The organism is Nocardia sp. NPDC050697, assembly GCF_040654395.1.
GTDB lineage: Bacteria > Actinomycetota > Actinomycetes > Mycobacteriales > Mycobacteriaceae > Nocardia.
The window spans coordinates 462,849-478,807 of sequence record NZ_JBFAHY010000004.1 but is presented as its reverse complement, the minus strand read 5'-3'; the positions used below and the strand labels follow the sequence as shown (position 1 = coordinate 478,807).

At 70.8% G+C, this 15,959-nt stretch carries 16 protein-coding genes, 1 tRNA gene and 1 pseudogene; 8 read left to right on the top strand and 10 right to left on the bottom strand.

The features are described from left to right. Positions 1–77: 77 nt before the first annotated feature. Positions 78–596: pseudogene (locus AB0H71_RS17850) on the bottom strand (N-6 DNA methylase); the annotation flags it as partial. Positions 597–728: 132 nt separating this feature from the next. Between AB0H71_RS17850 and AB0H71_RS17845 the strand changes: the two are divergent. Beyond that, the gene (locus tag AB0H71_RS17845; RefSeq protein WP_357021593.1) at positions 729–1,418 is read left to right on the top strand and encodes a nitroreductase; all 690 of its coding nucleotides are present in this window, start codon (positions 729–731) and stop codon (positions 1,416–1,418) included. Positions 1,419–1,421: 3 nt separating this feature from the next. On the opposite strand, the gene AB0H71_RS17840 is transcribed toward AB0H71_RS17845, so the two are convergent. From AB0H71_RS17840 to aceE, 7 genes are all read right to left on the bottom strand, one after another. After that, positions 1,422–1,850, bottom strand: coding sequence for a helix-turn-helix domain-containing protein (locus AB0H71_RS17840; RefSeq protein ID WP_357021590.1), 429 nt, complete (start codon positions 1,848–1,850; stop codon positions 1,422–1,424). A 28-nt stretch (positions 1,851–1,878) separates the two neighbouring features. Then, positions 1,879–3,312 carry a carboxyl transferase domain-containing protein gene (locus AB0H71_RS17835; protein ID WP_357021587.1) on the bottom strand — a complete coding sequence of 478 codons (1,434 nt, stop codon included), beginning with the start codon at positions 3,310–3,312 and terminating at the stop codon, positions 1,879–1,881. A 137-nt stretch (positions 3,313–3,449) separates the two neighbouring features. Beyond that, entirely contained in the window at positions 3,450–4,700 is a 1,251-nt protein-coding gene (locus tag AB0H71_RS17830) for a KasA/KasB family beta-ketoacyl-ACP synthase (protein WP_357021585.1), read from the bottom strand. A 10-nt stretch (positions 4,701–4,710) separates the two neighbouring features. Continuing rightward, positions 4,711–5,013 (bottom strand): meromycolate extension acyl carrier protein AcpM, encoded by a 303-nt coding sequence (gene acpM / locus AB0H71_RS17825; RefSeq protein ID WP_327147748.1) that lies wholly within the window; start codon positions 5,011–5,013, stop codon positions 4,711–4,713. A 124-nt stretch (positions 5,014–5,137) separates the two neighbouring features. Then, a complete protein-coding gene (locus AB0H71_RS17820) occupies positions 5,138–6,052 on the bottom strand; it encodes an ACP S-malonyltransferase (RefSeq protein WP_357021581.1) in 915 nt (304 codons plus the stop codon). 128 nt (positions 6,053–6,180) lie between these two features. Continuing rightward, positions 6,181–7,482, bottom strand: a complete 1,302-nt coding sequence (locus AB0H71_RS17815; RefSeq protein ID WP_357021972.1) for a helix-turn-helix domain-containing protein — start codon at positions 7,480–7,482, stop codon at positions 6,181–6,183. A 60-nt stretch (positions 7,483–7,542) separates the two neighbouring features. Continuing rightward, a complete protein-coding gene (gene aceE, locus AB0H71_RS17810) occupies positions 7,543–10,278 on the bottom strand; it encodes a pyruvate dehydrogenase (acetyl-transferring), homodimeric type (protein ID WP_357021969.1) in 2,736 nt (911 codons plus the stop codon). A 375-nt stretch (positions 10,279–10,653) separates the two neighbouring features. Between aceE and AB0H71_RS17805 the strand changes: the two genes are divergently transcribed. The 6 genes from AB0H71_RS17805 to AB0H71_RS17780 all read left to right on the top strand — a co-directional run bounded on the left by AB0H71_RS17805 (position 10,654) and on the right by AB0H71_RS17780 (position 13,226). Then, positions 10,654–11,166 carry a hypothetical protein gene (locus AB0H71_RS17805; RefSeq protein WP_357021578.1) on the top strand — a complete coding sequence of 171 codons (513 nt, stop codon included), beginning with the start codon at positions 10,654–10,656 and terminating at the stop codon, positions 11,164–11,166. A 118-nt stretch (positions 11,167–11,284) separates the two neighbouring features. Then, entirely contained in the window at positions 11,285–11,707 is a 423-nt protein-coding gene (locus tag AB0H71_RS17800) for a DUF3052 domain-containing protein (RefSeq protein ID WP_357021576.1), read from the top strand. Positions 11,708–11,777: 70 nt separating this feature from the next. Next, positions 11,778–12,242, top strand: coding sequence for a peroxiredoxin (locus AB0H71_RS17795; RefSeq protein ID WP_357021573.1), 465 nt, complete (start codon positions 11,778–11,780; stop codon positions 12,240–12,242). Between the two features lie 37 nt (positions 12,243–12,279). Further along, a tRNA-Val gene (locus tag AB0H71_RS17790) sits at positions 12,280–12,351 on the top strand. A 46-nt stretch (positions 12,352–12,397) separates the two neighbouring features. After that, positions 12,398–12,706, top strand: coding sequence for a hypothetical protein (locus AB0H71_RS17785; protein ID WP_357021570.1), 309 nt, complete (start codon positions 12,398–12,400; stop codon positions 12,704–12,706). A 4-nt stretch (positions 12,707–12,710) separates the two neighbouring features. Beyond that, a complete protein-coding gene (locus AB0H71_RS17780) occupies positions 12,711–13,226 on the top strand; it encodes a type II toxin-antitoxin system mRNA interferase toxin, RelE/StbE family (RefSeq protein ID WP_357021569.1) in 516 nt (171 codons plus the stop codon). 4 nt (positions 13,227–13,230) lie between these two features. Here the strand turns inward: AB0H71_RS17780 and AB0H71_RS17775 are convergent, their stop codons facing one another. Further along, the gene (locus AB0H71_RS17775; protein ID WP_357021566.1) at positions 13,231–13,653 is read right to left on the bottom strand and encodes a MarR family transcriptional regulator; all 423 of its coding nucleotides are present in this window, start codon (positions 13,651–13,653) and stop codon (positions 13,231–13,233) included. Here AB0H71_RS17775 and AB0H71_RS17770 point away from each other — a divergent pair. Next, entirely contained in the window at positions 13,540–14,232 is a 693-nt protein-coding gene (locus AB0H71_RS17770; protein ID WP_357021563.1) for a YbhB/YbcL family Raf kinase inhibitor-like protein, read from the top strand. The genes AB0H71_RS17775 and AB0H71_RS17770 overlap by 114 nt on opposite strands. Before the next feature lie 9 nt (positions 14,233–14,241). Here AB0H71_RS17770 and AB0H71_RS17765 read toward each other — a convergent pair whose 3' ends face one another. Next, positions 14,242–15,900 carry an amidase gene (locus tag AB0H71_RS17765; RefSeq protein ID WP_357021560.1) on the bottom strand — a complete coding sequence of 553 codons (1,659 nt, stop codon included), beginning with the start codon at positions 15,898–15,900 and terminating at the stop codon, positions 14,242–14,244. Between the last annotated feature and the right edge of the window lie 59 nt (positions 15,901–15,959).

Below are 15,959 nucleotides of genomic sequence, written 5' to 3'. Positions count from 1 at the left end.
AGGTCGTAGAGCTCGACCGGCGCCAGCTCGCCGCGCAGCAACTCCCGCACATTGGCCCCCGCCCGCGTGGTCAGGTACCGATTCGCACAGAGCAACCCGAGCACCCCGCCGGGCGCGAGCAACCGCGCGGCCGACGCCACGAACGGATGCGTCAGATCGATCCGCCCGCGCAGCCCGTACCGCGCCCGCAGCTCCGTCGCGGCCGCCCCACCGAGCTGCTGCGTCCGCACATAGGGCGGATTGGTGATCACCGCGTGGAACTGCCCCGCGACCAGCCCGTCCGCCGCCGCCAGGAAATCCCCGGCCCGCCAGCGCACCTCGACCCCGGTCGCCGCCACCCGGCTCCGCGCCAGCCGCAGCCCCGCCGCGTGCAGATCGTGCCCGACCAGCTCCACCCTGGTCTCCGGCCGCGAGGAAGCCGCCTCCCGCGCCACCGCGAGCAGCAGCTCCCCGTCCCCGCAGGCGGGATCGAGCACCCGCAGCACCGGCCCCGGCGGCGCGTGCGCCAGCAGCCGCCGCGCCAGGAATCCGGCCAGCGCGGGCGGGGTGTAGTGCCGCCCGTGCCGCTTCCGATCCCGGTCGGCGGGCTCAGCCATGCGCCGATTGTGCCCCAGAATGTGGCGTACGCCACCGAACCCGGCGCACCGGGTCCACCTCCGGACACTTCTCGACAGCGAATCCCGCTGCTACTGTTCGGTCTCGAAAAGAGACCATGACGAGGGAGTCCGATGACAGCGATCGACATCGACCGGTACACCGCGCTGCGCCGCCTGCTGGACGAACGCTGGACCTGCCGTCAGTTCCGCCCCGAGCCGGTGCCGAGAGCCACCCTCGAACAGCTCCTCACCGCCGCCCAGCGCACGCCGTCCTGGTGCAATACCCAGCCCTGGCGGGTCGAGGTCACCGACAGTACCGGCACCGAGCGCTTCCGCACCGCGCTGCGCGAGCACCTCGCCGCACCGGACGGCGGCCCCGACTTCCCCTTCCCGCCCGGCTACTCCGGCGTCTACCAGGAGCGCCGCCGGGAGTGCGGCGGCCAGCTGTACGCCAGCGTCGGCATCGAGCGCGGCGACAGGGCGGCGGCCTTCCGGCAGACCATGCGCAACTTCGACTTCTTCGACGCGCCGCACGTCGCGATCGTGAGCACCCCCGCCGACCTGGGCGTCTACGCCGCCGTCGACTGCGGCCTCTACCTGAACAGCTTCCTGCTCGCCGCGCAGAGCCTCGGCCTCGGCGCCGCCCCGCAGGCCGCGCTGGCGACCTACGCCCCCTTCGTCCGCCGCCACTTCGGCATCCCCGACGACCACCGCGTGGTCGCGGGCATCTCCTTCGGCTACCCCGACGCCGAGCACCCGGTCAACGGCTTCCGCACCACCCGCGCCGACCTGGCCGACACCGTGCACTTCCACAGCGCCTGACGGCTACCCCGGACCGACCGGCTCGGGCACCACATCCCGAGCCGTCATCTCCGCCCCGCAGTGATCACACCCCAGCCGCACATGCGCCTCCCCGGCGCAGTCCCGGTGCGTGTACCGCACCGGCGGCCCGTCCGGCGCCATGTGCGCGTCCCCCCAGTCCCGGATCGCGAGCAGCACCGGATAGATGTCGTGCCCCTTCGGCGTGAGCCGATACTCCCCCGACTCCACCTTCACCAGAATCCCGTGCTCGATCAGCCGATCCAGCCGATCCAGCAACCGGCTGCGCGAGATCCCGAGCGCGCTCTGGAACCCGTTGAACCGCCGGATCCCGCTGAAGCAGCACTTGAGGATGAGCAGCGTCCACCGGTCCCCGAACACGACGAGCGGCCGGGTGATCGAGCACGACACGTCGGCGAGATCCTGGTAGCGCATCCGGCGATGCTACCGCCGGAACACCCTGCTACAGCGGGATGTTCTTGTGATGGCTCGCGACCGCGGGCACCGCGGCCAGCGCCGCCGCCAGCGTGCTCCTGGTGCGGGCCGGGTCGATGACCTCGTCCACCACCCCGATGGCGACGGCCCGCTCCACCCCGCCCGCGATCTGCTCGTGCTCGGCGGTGAGCCGCTCGTGCAGCGCCTCGCGCTCGGCCTCGGGAGCGGCGGCGAGTGCCTTCTTGTGCAGGATGCCGACGGCGGCCTTGGCGCCCATGACCGCGACCTCGGAGCCGGGCCAGGCGTAGACCGCGGTGGCGCCGAGCGCGCGGGCGTTCATGGCGATGTAGGCGCCGCCGTAGATCTTGCGGGTCACCAGCGTCACCCGCGGCACCCTGGCCTCGGCGAAGGCGTGCAGCAGCTTGGCGCCGCGGCGGACGACGCCCTCCCACTCCTGGCTCACGCCGGGCAGGTAGCCGGGGACGTCGGTGAGCACGACCAGCGGGATGCCGAAGGCGTCGCAGAGCCGCACGAAGCGGGCGGCCTTCTCGGCGCTCTCGGAGTTCAGGCAGCCGCCGAGCCGCAGCGGGTTGTTGGCGAGCACGCCGACGGTGCGCCCGCCGAGCCGGCCCAGCCCGGTGACCATGCTGCGCGCGTACCCGCCCTGCAGCTCCTCGAAGGTGGACTCGCCGTCGACATTGTCCAGCAGCTCGTGCACCACCGGCTTGACGTCGTAGGCCCGGCGCGGCGACTCCGGCAGCAGCGCCTTGAGGTCGACGTCGCCGCGCGCCGCCGCGGCGAGGTCGAACTCGCCCTGCTCGGCGACCATGGAGACCAGCCGGCGGGCCCGGTGCACCGCGTCGGCCTCGTCGTTCGCGACGATGTGCGTGACGCCGGACTTCTTGCCGTGCGTCTCCGGCCCGCCGAGCGTGGCCATGTCGACCTGCTCGCCGGTGACGCTGCGCACCACGTCCGGGCCGGTCACGAAGACCCGCCCCTCGGGCGCCATGATCACGATGTCGGTGAGCGCGGGGCCGTAGGCGGCGCCGCCGGCCGCGAAGCCGAGCACCACGGAGATCTGCGGGATCCGCCCGGACGCCCGGACCATGGCCTCGAAGACCAGCCCGACGGCGTGCAGCGCCTCGACGCCCTCGGCCAGCCGGGCGCCGCCGGAGTGCCAGAGCCCGACCACCGGCGCGCCGGAGTCCAGCGCGGTGTCGATGGCGGAGACGATGTGCTTGCAGCCGTCCACGCCCATGGCGCCGCCCATGACGGTGGCGTCCGAGCAGTAGGCGACGGTGCGCACGCCGTCCACCTCGCCGATCGCGGCGAGCACGCCGGAGCGGTCGCGCGGGTGCAGCGGCAGGAGCGTGCCCGGGTCGAAGAAGCGCTGCAGCCGGCCGAGCGGGTCGCGCGGATCGGTGGCGGTGTCCGGTTGGAACGCGGGAGCCATGATCGTCATCGCGCTCACCTCCTGTTCGAGGGCATAGTCGACCGACGGGCGGCGCTGCGCCCGGTGAAAGCTGTGCAGGGACGGACGGGGGCCCGGCGCGAAGCCGGACCCCCGTTCGATGTTCCGTTGTGCGGCCGGGCTACCTGTCAGGCCCGGCCGAAGGCGAGCGCCACATTGTGCCCGCCGAAACCGAAGGAGTTGTTGACCGCGTACTCGATCTCCTGGCGCCGGGCCTCCCCGTGCACCACATCGAGATCGATCTCCGGATCCTGGTTCTCCAGGTTCAGCGTCGGCGGGACGATGCCGTCCCGGATGCTGAGCACGGTGAGCACCGACTCCAGTGCGCCCACCGCGCCGATCGAGTGCCCGAGGGCCGACTTCGGCGCGTAGACCGAAGCGTGGTTCCCCACCGACTTGGCGATCGCCCTCGCCTCGGCGGTGTCGCCGATCGGGGTGGCGGTCGCGTGCGCGTTGATGTGGGTGATGTCGCTCTTCTCCAGCCCGGCGGTCTGCAGCGCGCGGGTGATGGCGCGCGCGGCGCCACTGCCCTCGGGGTCCGGGGCCACCAGGTGGAAGCCGTCGGAGGTGATCCCCGCGCCGAGCAGCCGGGCGTGGATGGTGGCGCCGCGGGCCTTGGCGTGCTCCTCGGTCTCGATGACCATGAGGGCGCCCGCCTCGCCGAACACGAAGCCGTCACGATCCTTGTCGAAGGGGCGCGAGGCGCCCTTCGGATCGTCGTTGCGGGTGCTCATCGCGCGCATCATGGAGAACGCCGCGATCGGCACCGCGTCGATGAAGCCCTCGACACCGCCGGTGACGACGATGTCGGCATCGCCCATGACGATCATCCGCCATGCGTTGGCGATGGCCTCGGAGCCGGACGAGCACGCCGAGACCGGAGTGACCACTCCCGCCCGCGCCTTCAATTCGAGGCCGACGACCGCGGAGGGGCCGTTCGGCATGACCATCTGCACGGCCAGCGGCGAAACCTTGCGGAAGCCGCCGTTCTTCAGCTTGTCGACCGAGTCGATGAGGGCGTCGCCGCCGCCGAGGCCGGTGCCGATCGCGACGCCGAGGCGTTCGGGATCGACCTCCGGGCTGCCGGCATTGCGCCAGACCTCACGACCGAGCACGGTCGAGAGCTGCTCCACGTAGGACATGCGCCGGGCCTCGACCCTGGTCAGCAGGGTCTCCGGGTTCACCTTCAGGTGGCCACCGATGCGGACCGGCAGGTCGTATTCCTCGATGAAGTCATCCTCGAGAACGTCGATGCCGCTCTCGCCATTGAGGAGGCCCTTCCACGTCGCATCGACGTCACCCGCGATCGACGTGGTCGCCGCCAGGCTCGTAACGACGACGTTGGGAAAGTTCCCGTTCTTGGTGGAAGGAGTGGTCACTGGTTCAGCCCTACTCGGCGTTGTCGAACTTGGCCTTGAGCTCGGCGGCGGCGTCGGAGTTCTCGGCCTCGAGCTTCTGGATGTAATTGACGGCGTCGCCGACCGTCTTCAGGCTGGCGAGATCCTCGTCCGGGATCTTGACGCCGTACTTGTCCTCGGTCTGCACAGCGATCTCGACCATGGACAGCGAGTCGATGTCCAGGTCATCGACGAAGGACTTCTCGACGGTCACCTCGGACGGCTCGATGCCGGTCACTTCCTCGATGATCTTGCCGAGTTCCTCGACGATTTGTTCCTGGGTCAGAGCGGCCACTGGGTGGCTCCCTTCTTGTTTCTGCTGAGTAGGGCTCTACTGGTTTTTCGATCCGAACCGGACTTTGGTTACCGTCCGGGCCGGTCACGGTCGCGTGTCGATTGCCGCGCGACCGTGGGGAAAGCTAGCCGGAGCTCGTGAGCGCGGCCAACGCGGGGAGGTCTTCGGGGGTTTTCAACGCCAGCGTCGGCGTCCCCTTCAGCTCCCGCTTCGCGATGCCGACGAGGGTTCCGGCCGGTGGCAGCTCCGCCACCGCCGACACCCCGGCCTGCCTGCTGGTCTCGGTGCACAGATCCCACCGCACGGGGCGGGTGACCTGGGCCGCCAGCTTGTCGATCGCGTCCTGCCCGGAGGTCACCGGCTGCCCGTCGAAATTGGACAGCAGCGTCCGGACCGGCTCGCCCGGTGTGATCTTGGCTACCGCCGCGGTCACGGCGTCCTGCGCGGGCGCCATGTACGCGGTGTGGAACGCGCCCGCCACCGGGAGGGCGCGAATCCGGGCCTTCTCCGGCGGGTTGGCGGCGAGTTCCGCGAGCGCCTCCACCGCACCGGCGGCCACGATCTGCCCGGCCGCGTTGCGGTTGGCCGGAACCAGGTCCAGCTCCGCGAGCCGGGCCAGCACGGCGGCTTCGTCGCCGCCGAGCACCGCGGACATCCCGGTCGGCTCCAGCGCGCACGCCTTCGCCATCTCCCCGCCGCGGATCGCGGCCAGGGTGACCGCCTCGTCCGGCGTGATCACGCCGGCCACCGCGGCGGCCGCGAGCTCGCCGACCGAGTGCCCGGCCACGATGGTATCCGCCGGCAGCGAATCCGGGTCGATCTCCGCGAACGCGAGCAGCGCCGCGGCGACCACGAGCGGCTGGGTCACCGCGGTGTCGGTGATCTCCTCCGCGGTGGCGGTGGTGCCGAGGCGGACCAGATCCAGCCCCGACGCCTTGCTCCAGAGCGCGAGGCGATCGGCGGCGCCGGGCACCTCGAGCCAGGGCACGAGCATGCCGGGTGTCTGGGACCCCTGTCCGGGTGCGAGCAACGCGATCACGTCTCTAAGAAAACACTGTGAGGCACCTACTACGAGATGTCGGCACCGATGAAGGTTTCCGACTCGTTTTGTGGGGGTCCCACAAACGCCCTCGTGGAGCGGCCCGATCGACGGGAGCGGGTTGGCCGTTACAGTCCGGCGGAACCCGCCGGGGCGGAAGTGTCTTCTGATGATGTTGATGACGATTCGTTACGAGTTCGTGTCAAACGACCCACTGTGGCGGCAATCCGGAGCACGTAGGCGTCGCGCGAATTCATCGGATCCCGGCCGGTGACTTCCGCGATGCGCTTCAGGCGATAGCGCACCGTATTTGGATGGATGTACAGCTGACGGGCGCAAGTCTCGACCGCGCCCCCGCAATCGAGGTAGGCATCCAGGGTGTCCGCCAGGGCCGAACCGGCCGCTGCCAACGGAAGCACAACGTAGTCGACCAACGCCCCGACCGCAGCACGGTCCCCCAACAAGGCGCGTTCCGGTAACAACTCCGCGGCGTGCACCGGCCGCGGCGCGCCGCGCCAGCCGACCACCGCCTCCATCCCGGCCAGCGCCTCCACCGCGCTGGCGTGCGCGGCGCCGAGCGTGCGGGTGGTCGGCCCGATCACCACCGGGCCGTCGGAGAAGACCTCGGCCAGCAGGTCGCTGAGGAACGCGGATTCCTGCCCCGGCTCGCCGAGCGGCCCGCTGACCACCATCACCAGCCTCGTACCCTGCACCACCGCGAGCGCGGCCCTGCCGTGCCGCGCCGCGATGGTGTGCACCGCGCCCACCGCCGAGACGCCCTGCTCGCGCGGCGGGATGCCGACGAGCACGGTGGCGGGCGCGGTGGCGTCCCAGTTCAGCGTGGCGGCCCTGGAGAGCATGTCCGGGCCGGTGTCGCCGCGCACGACGGCATCCACCACCAGCGCCTCCAGCCGGGTGTCCCACGCGCCCCTCGACTCCGCCGCGCTGGCGTACACCGAGGCGGCCGCGAAGCCGAGCTCGCGGCCGTACCGCAGCACCGCCTCGGTGAGCGCGACCAGCTGCCGGTCGTTGCGGGCCAGCGCGGGCAGCCACTGCTCGAAGAACTCCATGGCCACCCGGACCATGTCGACGGTCTGGCGCAGCGTCAGCCGCCGCGCCAGATCCTGCGGGAACACCTGGAAGGCGTCCAGGCTGAACCGGATGTCGCTCTCCGGGTCCTGCAGCCACTCCAGGAAGTTCACCACCGCGGTCTGCACCAGCATCTGCACGCCGGCGCGCTGCGCGGCGTCCAGATCGGCGAAGAACGGCAGCCGGTCCTGCATCGACCCCACCGCCTCGGTGGAGAGCCGGCCGGAGAACTGCTTGACCCGCTTCAGCAGCGTGTCCGGCAGCGGGTCCCGGTTCTGCCGGTTCGGCGAGAGCGCGCCGGTCGGCAGGTAGACCTCGTGCTCCGACGAGGTGTCCGAGATCCGCCTCGGCCGCGGTGGTTTACGTTCCACGATCCCTTCCGTTTTCGCCGCTACCGGTGGCTACTCGTCGTCGACGTCGGCCTCCGGCGCTGCCGTGACGTCGTCGATGCGGTACTTGGCGGCCGCCTCGGCGGCCTTGCCCGCGTCGATCTTCCCGGCCTTCGCCAGCCCGGCCAGCACCGCGACCGCGATCGACTCGGCATCCACATTGAACACCCGGCGCGCGGCCGGGCGGGTGTCGGAGAAGCCGAAACCGTCGGTGCCGAGCGTGATGTAGTCGCCCGGCACCCACTTGCGGATCTGATCCTGCACCGCCCGCATCCAGTCCGAGGCCGCCACCACGGGGCCCTCGGCCTCGGCCAGCACCTCGGTGATGTACGGGACGCCCGGGTCCTCGCCGGGGTGCCGCAGCGCCGCGATCTCCTTGGCCAGCCCGTCCCGGCGCAGCTCGCCCCACGACGTCACCGACCAGACATCGGCCCGCACGTTCCACTCCTTCGCGAGCAGCTCCTGCGCGCGCAGCCCGGCGGGCACCGTGACGCCGGAGACCAGGATCTGCGCGGGCAGCTCGCCCTCGCTCCCGGCCCGGTAGCGGTAGATGCCCTTGAGCAGCCCGGCCACATCCACGTGGTCCGGCTCGGCCGGCTGCGGGTACGGCTCGTTGTAGAGGGTGATGTAGTAGAAGATGTTCTCCCCGCCGAAGCCGTCCACGCCCGGTGTGCCGCCGTACATCCGGCGCAGCCCGTCCCGCACGATGTGCGCGATCTCGAAGGCGTAGGCCGGGTCGTAGGAGATGACCGCGGGGTTGGTCGAGGCGAGCAGCAGCGAGTGGCCGTCGTTGTGCTGCAGCCCCTCGCCGGTCAGCGTGGTGCGCCCGGCGGTGGCGCCGAGCACGAAGCCGCGGGCCAGCTGGTCGGCGGCGGCCCAGAGCCCGTCGCCGGTGCGCTGGAAGCCGAACATCGAGTAGAAGATGTAGAGCGGGATCATCGGCTCGCCGTGCGTGGCGTACGAGGTGCCCGCCGCGGTGAAGGAGGCCGTCGAGCCCGCCTCGTTGATTCCCTCGTGCAGGATCTGCCCGGCGCTGCTCTCCTTGTACGCCAGCATGAGCTCGGCGTCGACCGAGGTGTAGAGCTGCCCGTTGCGGTTGTAGATCTTCAGCGACGGGAACCACGAGTCCATGCCGAAGGTGCGCGCCTCGTCCGGGATGATCGGCACGATCCGCTTGCCGATCTCCTTGTCCCGCAGCAGCTCCTTCATGAGCCGGACCAGCGCCATGGTGGTGGCCACGTTCTGCTTGCCCGAGCCCTTGCGGATCGAGCGGTACGCCTCGTCACCGGGGAGCTTCAGCGGCTGCGGCGCGGTGCGCCGCTCCGGCAGGAACCCGCCGAGCGCCTTGCGCCGGTCCAGCATGTACTGCACCTCGCGGGAGTCCATGCCCGGGTGGTAGTACGGCGGCAGGTACGGATCCTTCTCCAGCTCGGCGTCGCTGATCGGGATGCGCTGCAGATCGCGGAAGTCCTTGAGGTCCTGCAGCGTGAGCTTCTTCATCTGGTGCGTGGCGTTGCGGCCCTCGAAGTGCTTGCCGAGGGTGTAGCCCTTGATGGTCTTGGCCAGGATCACCGTCGGCTGGCCCTTGTGCGCCATCGCCGCCGCGTAGGCCGCGTAGACCTTGCGGTAGTCGTGGCCGCCGCGCTTGAGGTTCCAGATCTCCGGGTCGGAGAGGTCCTGCACCAGCGCCTTGGTGCGCGGGTCGCGGCCGAAGAAGTGGTCGCGCACGTAGGCGCCGTCGTTCGCCTTGTAGGTCTGGTAGTCGCCGTCCGGCGTGGTGTTCATCAGGTTCACCAGCGCGCCGTCGCGGTCGGCGCCGAGCAGCGCGTCCCACTCCCGGCCCCAGATCACCTTGATGACGTTCCAGCCCGCGCCGCGGAAGAACGACTCCAGCTCCTGGATGATCTTGCCGTTGCCGCGCACCGGGCCGTCCAGCCGCTGCAGGTTGCAGTTCACCACGAAGGTCAGGTTGTCCAGCCCCTCCATGGCCGCCACGTGCGCCAGGCCGCGCGATTCCGGCTCGTCCATCTCGCCGTCGCCGAGGAAGGCCCAGACGTGCTGGTCCGAGGTGTCCTTGATGCCGCGGTCGTGCAGGTAGTGGTTGAACCGCGCCTGGTAGATGGCGTTCATCGGGCCCAGCCCCATGGAGACCGTCGGGAACTCCCAGAAGGTGTCGAGCAGCCGCGGGTGCGGGTAGGAGGGCAGGCCGTGGCCGGGGCCGCCGTGGCTGTACTCCTGCCGGAAGCCGTCCAGCTTGTCCGTGGAGAGCCTGCCCTCCAGGAACGCGCGGGCGTAGATGCCGGGCGAGGCGTGGCCCTGGATGAAGATCGAGTCGCCGCCGCCCGGGTGGTCCTTGCCGCGGAAGAAGTGGTTGAAGCCCACCTCGTAGAGCGCCGCCGAGGAGGCGTAGGTGGAGATGTGCCCGCCGACGCCGATGCCGGGGCGCTGCGCCCGGTGCACCATGATCGCGGCGTTCCACCGGATCCAGGCGCGGAAGCGGCGCTCCACCTCCTCGTCGCCGGGGAACCACGGCTCGTTCTCGGTCGGGATGGTGTTCACGTAGTCGGTGGAGGTCAGCGACGGGATCGCGACGCGGCGCTCACCGGCCCGCTCCAGCAGGCGGAGCATGAGGTAGCGCGCGCGGCCCGGGCCCTCCCGGTCCAGCATCTGGTCGAAGGACTCCAGCCATTCGCTGGTTTCCTCCGGATCGATGTCGGGTAGGTAGGAGGCCACGCCTTCGCGAATCACCCGCACCCGGCCGGACTGCGGAACGGACCCGGTGGGGTCGGTGCCCGCGGCGGCGGCCGGTTCCCCGGTGCGGTCGTCTCCGGCGGGTCGCGCCGGTGCGGAAGAGTGGATCAGGTCGGTCAAATCGGCTCCTCGTACAGGGGTGGACATGCTGATGGCGTCTGGTTCCCCGGGCGAGCACGCTGGTCGGCGCCCCGCCCGATACGAAAGGTTCGGGCGCACCAACCATCCTCGCCGATGGTGCGTCCCAGGTCATCATTCCAGCCGGGAATCCAGTACGTTCGAGAGGGAACGACGGTGTTGCCGCCAGAGTGCTCGACAGCGGGGAGGACGATGATGCGGAACCCACGCGGGTTCGGACTGATGTGCGCGGCCGTGGCCGTCTCGACCGGGCTCCTCGTCGCGGGCTGCGGGAACCGGGTCGACGGCACCGCGGCGCCGAACGTGGCCGAGGTCTCCGCCTACAAGACCGAGGCCGCCGCCTCCTCCGCCGCCGCGACCTCGTCCCGCAAGGCCGCCGCCGAGGCCAAGGCCATCGCCGACAACTGCAACCAGTTCCCCGGCATCACCGGCGTCGGCGTGTCGAAGTACAACGAGTTCGTCGACGCGCACGACTCCAACGCCCCCGACTACGTGGCCAAGCGGGACGCGGCCGCCGGGGTGCTCGAGGATGCCGCGAACAAGGTCGAGACCGGGGTCAACCAGGCAGCCGGGGCGTTGCCGGGCGATCTCGCCGGCAAGTTCACCGAGTACGTGAACGCCGCCCGCGCGCTCGCCGGGGCGACCAGGGCGATGAACTACACCGCCCCGGTCGGCGGGCTCAACGACGCCAGCAAACGGGTCAACGATGCCCGCAACGCGGTCCGGGACAGCTGCCCCGCGCGCTGACATCGGCGGTCACCGCGTACGACATTCCGATGGCTTTTCGGCCGATCGGCTTGCGCTGCGGGCCGGAACCATGTTCGCTTGCAGCTATCTGTAGTCGGGAGTTGAGGAGGACACCACCGTGGTTGCCGCGGCGGACGCGCAGAACTTCGCAGAGAAGCTTGGCATTACCCACGGCTTGGTTGTCCAGGAGTTGGGCTGGGACGAGGACGCCGACGACGATCTCCGCGCCGACGTCGAAGAGGTCAGCGGCAGCGAGATGGTCGACGAGAACTCCGACGAGGTCGTCGACGCCGTGCTGCTCTGGTGGCGCGACGGCGACGGTGACCTCGCCGACGAGCTGATGGACATCATCAGCCCGCTCGCCGACGACGGCTTCATCTGGGTGCTCACCCCCAAGACCGGCCAGCCCGGCCACGTCGATCCCAGCGAGATCGCCGAGGCCGCGCCCACCTCCGGCCTCACCCAGACCTCCGTGATCAGCCTCGGTGCCTGGGTCGGCAGCCGGCTGGTGCAGCCGAAGGCGCCCTCCAAGCAGCGCTGACCGCTTCGCTAAGGTTTTTCCAGGGGCAGGCGTGTGTCCGCGCCCACCGGACCTCAGGAAGGATTCGCGCATGCCGCTCGAGGTGGGCTCACCCGCGCCGGACTTCACGCTGAAGGACCAGAACAACCAGAACGTCTCGCTCGCCGACTACCGCGGCCGCAAGAACGTGCTGATCGTGTTCTACCCGCTGGCGTTCACCGGCATCTGCCAGGGCGAGCTCTGCAAGGTGCGGGACGAGCTGCCCAAGTTCCAGAACGACGACGCCGAGATCCTCGCCATCTCCGTCGGCCCGCCGCCCACCCACAAGATCTGGGCCGCCGAACAGGGCTACACCTTCCCCCTGCTCTCCGACTTCTGGCCGCACGGCGCCGTGGCCTCCGCCTACGGCGTCTTCAACGAGAAGTCCGGGATTCCGAACCGGGGCACGTTCGTCGTCGACCGCTCCGGGATCGTCCGGTTCGCCGAGATGAACGGGCCCGGAGAGCCCCGTGACCAGGCGGCTTGGGAGAAAGCGCTGGCCGCGCTAGATTCATAGACCGCCGCGCCGGATGTTTCTCGTCCGGCCGGACCAGGGGCGTATAGCTCAGCGGTAGAGCACTGGTTTTACACACCAGCGGTCGGGGGTTCGATCCCCTCTGCGCCCACTCCCTTCGGATCGAAAAACTAGCTAGATTTCTGTACAGTTGCGGCATGTCCATCTTGCACAACTCCCGCGAGCTGAGCGTCTCCGACGCCGCCCGGCGAGGTGTTGCCGGATTGGTCGCAGACGCCGAGGGGGGCGCCGATCTGGTTGTCACCCGCCATCACCGTCCGGTTGCCGCGGTGGTCGGGATGGATCGGCTCGCCGAGCTGGATCGCGCGGAATCCGATCTGCGCGACCTCGCGCTGGTGCTCGCACGGGCCGCGACCGACAGCGGTAACCGCACGTCGCTCGATGATGTACTCGGCGCCTTCGGGCACACGCGGCAGTCGCTCGCCGAACTCGAGGACACCGAGTAGACCGGTGGTCGAAGTCCTCTTCACCGATGCGGCGATCGACGATCTCCGGAAGCTCGGTCCCGATGCCGTGCCCAAGGTTCTCAAAAAGATCCTCTTGCTGCTGGATTCGCCGCAGGCCGGATATCCACTCGGTGGTGAACTGACCGGGTTCCGCAAGCTTGTGGTCGGTCGCAATACCTGGCGGGTGGTGTACCGGGTCGTCGATCGGCAGACCATCGAGATCTGCGAGGTCTGGGCGATCGGGGCGCGCGCCGACTCCGAGGTCTACGCGGAAGCGACCGCCCGCATCGTCGCGGCCGCCGGCCGGTTGCCGGAGTTCAGCAGGCTCGGGGCGGTGGTCGAGCGGCTGGGGCGGAATATCGAATCTTTCGGCGGTGCGCCGGAACCGCCGCGTGAACCCGTCCCCGAGTGGCTCGCGCGGCGGTTGATCCACACGGTCGGAATGGCTCCAGCCGAGGTTGCGGCGCTCGATCTCGAGCAGGCCGTTGATCGCTGGGCCGATTACACCTCGCGACCGTAGAACGTCAGTTGTCGTCCGCGATGAGCTTTTCGAGAACCGCGGGGAAGCGCCTCAGCACCGCCCGCTCCTGAGCGGTCAGCTGCGCCTGCACGGCTTGCGCGATCCAATCCGCACGGTTCGCCTGCTCGTCGTCCAGGCGAGCGCTTCCGGCCGCCGAGAGCGTGACGACGACGCGTCGCCGGTCGACGGGATCGGGGCCGACCTCAACCAACCCCTGGTCCGTCAGCAACTTCACCGTCCGTGCCATGGTCTGGTGGCGAACGCCTTCCCGCTCCGCCAGCGCCACGATCGCCAGCGGCCCGTCCCGGCGCAGATGGCCGAGGACCGCGGCCTGGCCGGCGGGCATGGTGTCGGCGCTGCGGACGCGGCGCACGAAGCGCCCGACGGCGAGGCGGAGCTGCTCGGCATCGGCGAGGGAGTAGTCCACTGGACAAACTATACAGCTTCGCTGTACGTTCCAGATGTACAGCAAGGCTGTATAAATCGACTCGATCCGAGGAGGATCCCACGTGAGCTACAACCCCTACGCCCTCGCCTTCCCCGCCGCCGAATTCGTGCTGAAGAGCGAGGATTTCGAGAACGGCGGCCCGCTGCCCGCGGCTTGCATAGCACCGAGAACCGGGCGCCCGCGCTGGCGTGGTCGGGGTTGCCCGCGGGGGCCCGCAGCGTGATTATCACCGCGTTCGACGCCGATGCGCCGATTCCGGGCGGGCTCTGGCACTGGGTGGTCAAGGATGTGCCCGCCGAGGTGGGGAGCATCGCGGCGGGGGGCGAGCTGCCGGGCGGCGCCGTCGCGCTGACCAACGACCTGGGGCAGGCGGGCTACTCGGGCGTGCAGCCCCCGCCGGGCACCGGGATCCACCGGCTGTTCGTCTGCGCGACGGCGCTCTCGGTGGAGCGCCTCGAGGTTCCCGAGGGCGCGAGCCTCGCGCTGCTCAATATCCTGATGATCCCGCACACGGTCGGCCGCGCGGTCATCGTCGGGACCAGCGACGCCGGCGCCTGACGGCGCTGCTCAGAGCGAGGTCGCGTCCGCGGTGGGGAGGAAGCTGAGGGCGGGGGCACCGGCATCGGTATTGGTGGGGTCGGGGCCGTGCCCCGGTGCCACGAACGAAATCTCGGGAATGCGCAGCGGACTGCGCGCCAGCGGCGGCGCCTCGCGCCAGTGCGGCGCGGCGGCTTCCAGCGCGAGCCCGATCTCGAGCAGCTCCACCTCGGTCCACGGCACCCCGCCGAGCTGCACCCCGAATGGCATCCCGGTCGCCGCCGACCGCCCGGCGGGCAGTGCGATCACCGGTGCACCGGAGAAGTTCGCCCAGGTCACCGGGACCTTGTCGGCGCCGAGGATGGAGGCGGCGGAGGCGGCTACGCGCGGCATGCCGTCGGTGGCGGCGCCGGGCAGGACGATGGCGGTGAGATCGTTCTCGGTGAAGACCCGGTTGTAGGCGCGCTGGTAGACGGCGCGGTCCCGGGCGAACTGCAGATACTGCGTGGAGGGGATGCTGAGCGCGGCCAGCCCCATCTCCACGACGGCGGCGCTGAAGGGGCTGAGCCGGGTGACCTGGTCGGCCCACTGCCGGTGGTACATGCCGAGCTCGACGGCATTGCCGTCGAAGAGCCCGCCGGGCTCGGCGGGCAGCCGGACATCGCGCAGCTCACCGCCGAGCTCGACAATGAGGTCGAGGAAGCCGGTGAAGAGCGCGCCGAGCGCGGCGGGGAGCGCCGCAGCCGCCATGGGCACGCCGAAGACCCGTCCGCGCAGCGGTTTCGCGCCGTCGGCGGCGGTCGTCGGCAGGCCGGCGGCGGGGAAGGCGGGGGCCAGCTGGGTCACCGGGTCGTGCAGGTCGGGGCCGGCAATGGCGTCGAAGAGCAGGGTGGCGTCGGCGAGCGAGCGGCCCATGGGGGCGGGGTGGTCGCGGCTCCACATGACCGGGATGACGCCGTACCGGCTGCACCGGCCGAAGGTCGGCTTGATCGCGCTGACCCCGCAGCGCGAGGCGGGCAGCCGGGCGGAGCCGCCGGTGTCGGTGCCGAGCGCGAGCGGGGCGAAGCGGGCGGCCAGCACCGCGGCGCTGCCGCCGGAGGAGCCGCCGACGCTCTCGTCCAGCTTCCACGGATTGCCGACCTGCGGGGTCGCGGTCATGATGGCGAATTCGTCGGTGTGCGTGTGGCCGATGAGCACGGCGCCGCTGTCGCGCAGCCGGGTCCAGACGGTGGAGTCGCCCGCGGCGATATTGCTCTCCAGGATCTGGCTGGAGGCGGTCAGCGGCAGCCCGCCGACGGCGAAGAGATCCTTGACCGCGATCGGCACCCCGCAGAGCAGCGGGGCATCGCCCTGCGCCAGCCGCCGCGCCGCCGCCTCGGCCTGCTCGTAGGCGGGCTCGGGGTAGCTGCGGATCCAGGCATTGGTGCCGCCGCCGTAGTCGGCGCTGCGCCGCAGGCAGGCGTCGAGCAGCTCGGCGGGGTGCAGCTGCCCGGCGCGCAGCAGGCTCACCGCCTCCAGCGCGGAGAGCTGGGCCGGGTCGGTCGCGCCCACCGCGGCCGGGTCGGGCAGCTGCGGGGTGCGCCGCCGGGGCAGCGGGACCGCGCCCGCGGCACCGGGGAGCACGGTGGCGCCTACCGCACCCGCGCTCGCACCGCGCAGGAACGACCGGCGCGAGACGCGCTGTAACACAGAGGATCACCCAGCTCTCGTCACCCGACGAACAACCGGCCGCGTGCCGATTGCGCCGA

Excerpts from the sequence above, each read along its gene's own strand:
- AB0H71_RS17845 (WP_357021593.1), top strand. The coding sequence starts at position 729 with ATGACAGCGATCGACATCGACCGGTACACCGCGCTGCGCCGCCTGCTG.
- AB0H71_RS17840 (WP_357021590.1), bottom strand. The coding sequence starts at position 1,850 with ATGCGCTACCAGGATCTCGCCGACGTGTCGTGCTCGATCACCCGGCCG.
- AB0H71_RS17835 (WP_357021587.1), bottom strand. The coding sequence starts at position 3,312 with ATGACGATCATGGCTCCCGCGTTCCAACCGGACACCGCCACCGATCCG.
- AB0H71_RS17795 (WP_357021573.1), top strand. The coding sequence starts at position 11,778 with ATGCCGCTCGAGGTGGGCTCACCCGCGCCGGACTTCACGCTGAAGGAC.
- AB0H71_RS17785 (WP_357021570.1), top strand. The coding sequence starts at position 12,398 with ATGTCCATCTTGCACAACTCCCGCGAGCTGAGCGTCTCCGACGCCGCC.
- AB0H71_RS17770 (WP_357021563.1), top strand. The coding sequence starts at position 13,540 with ATGGCCGAGGACCGCGGCCTGGCCGGCGGGCATGGTGTCGGCGCTGCG.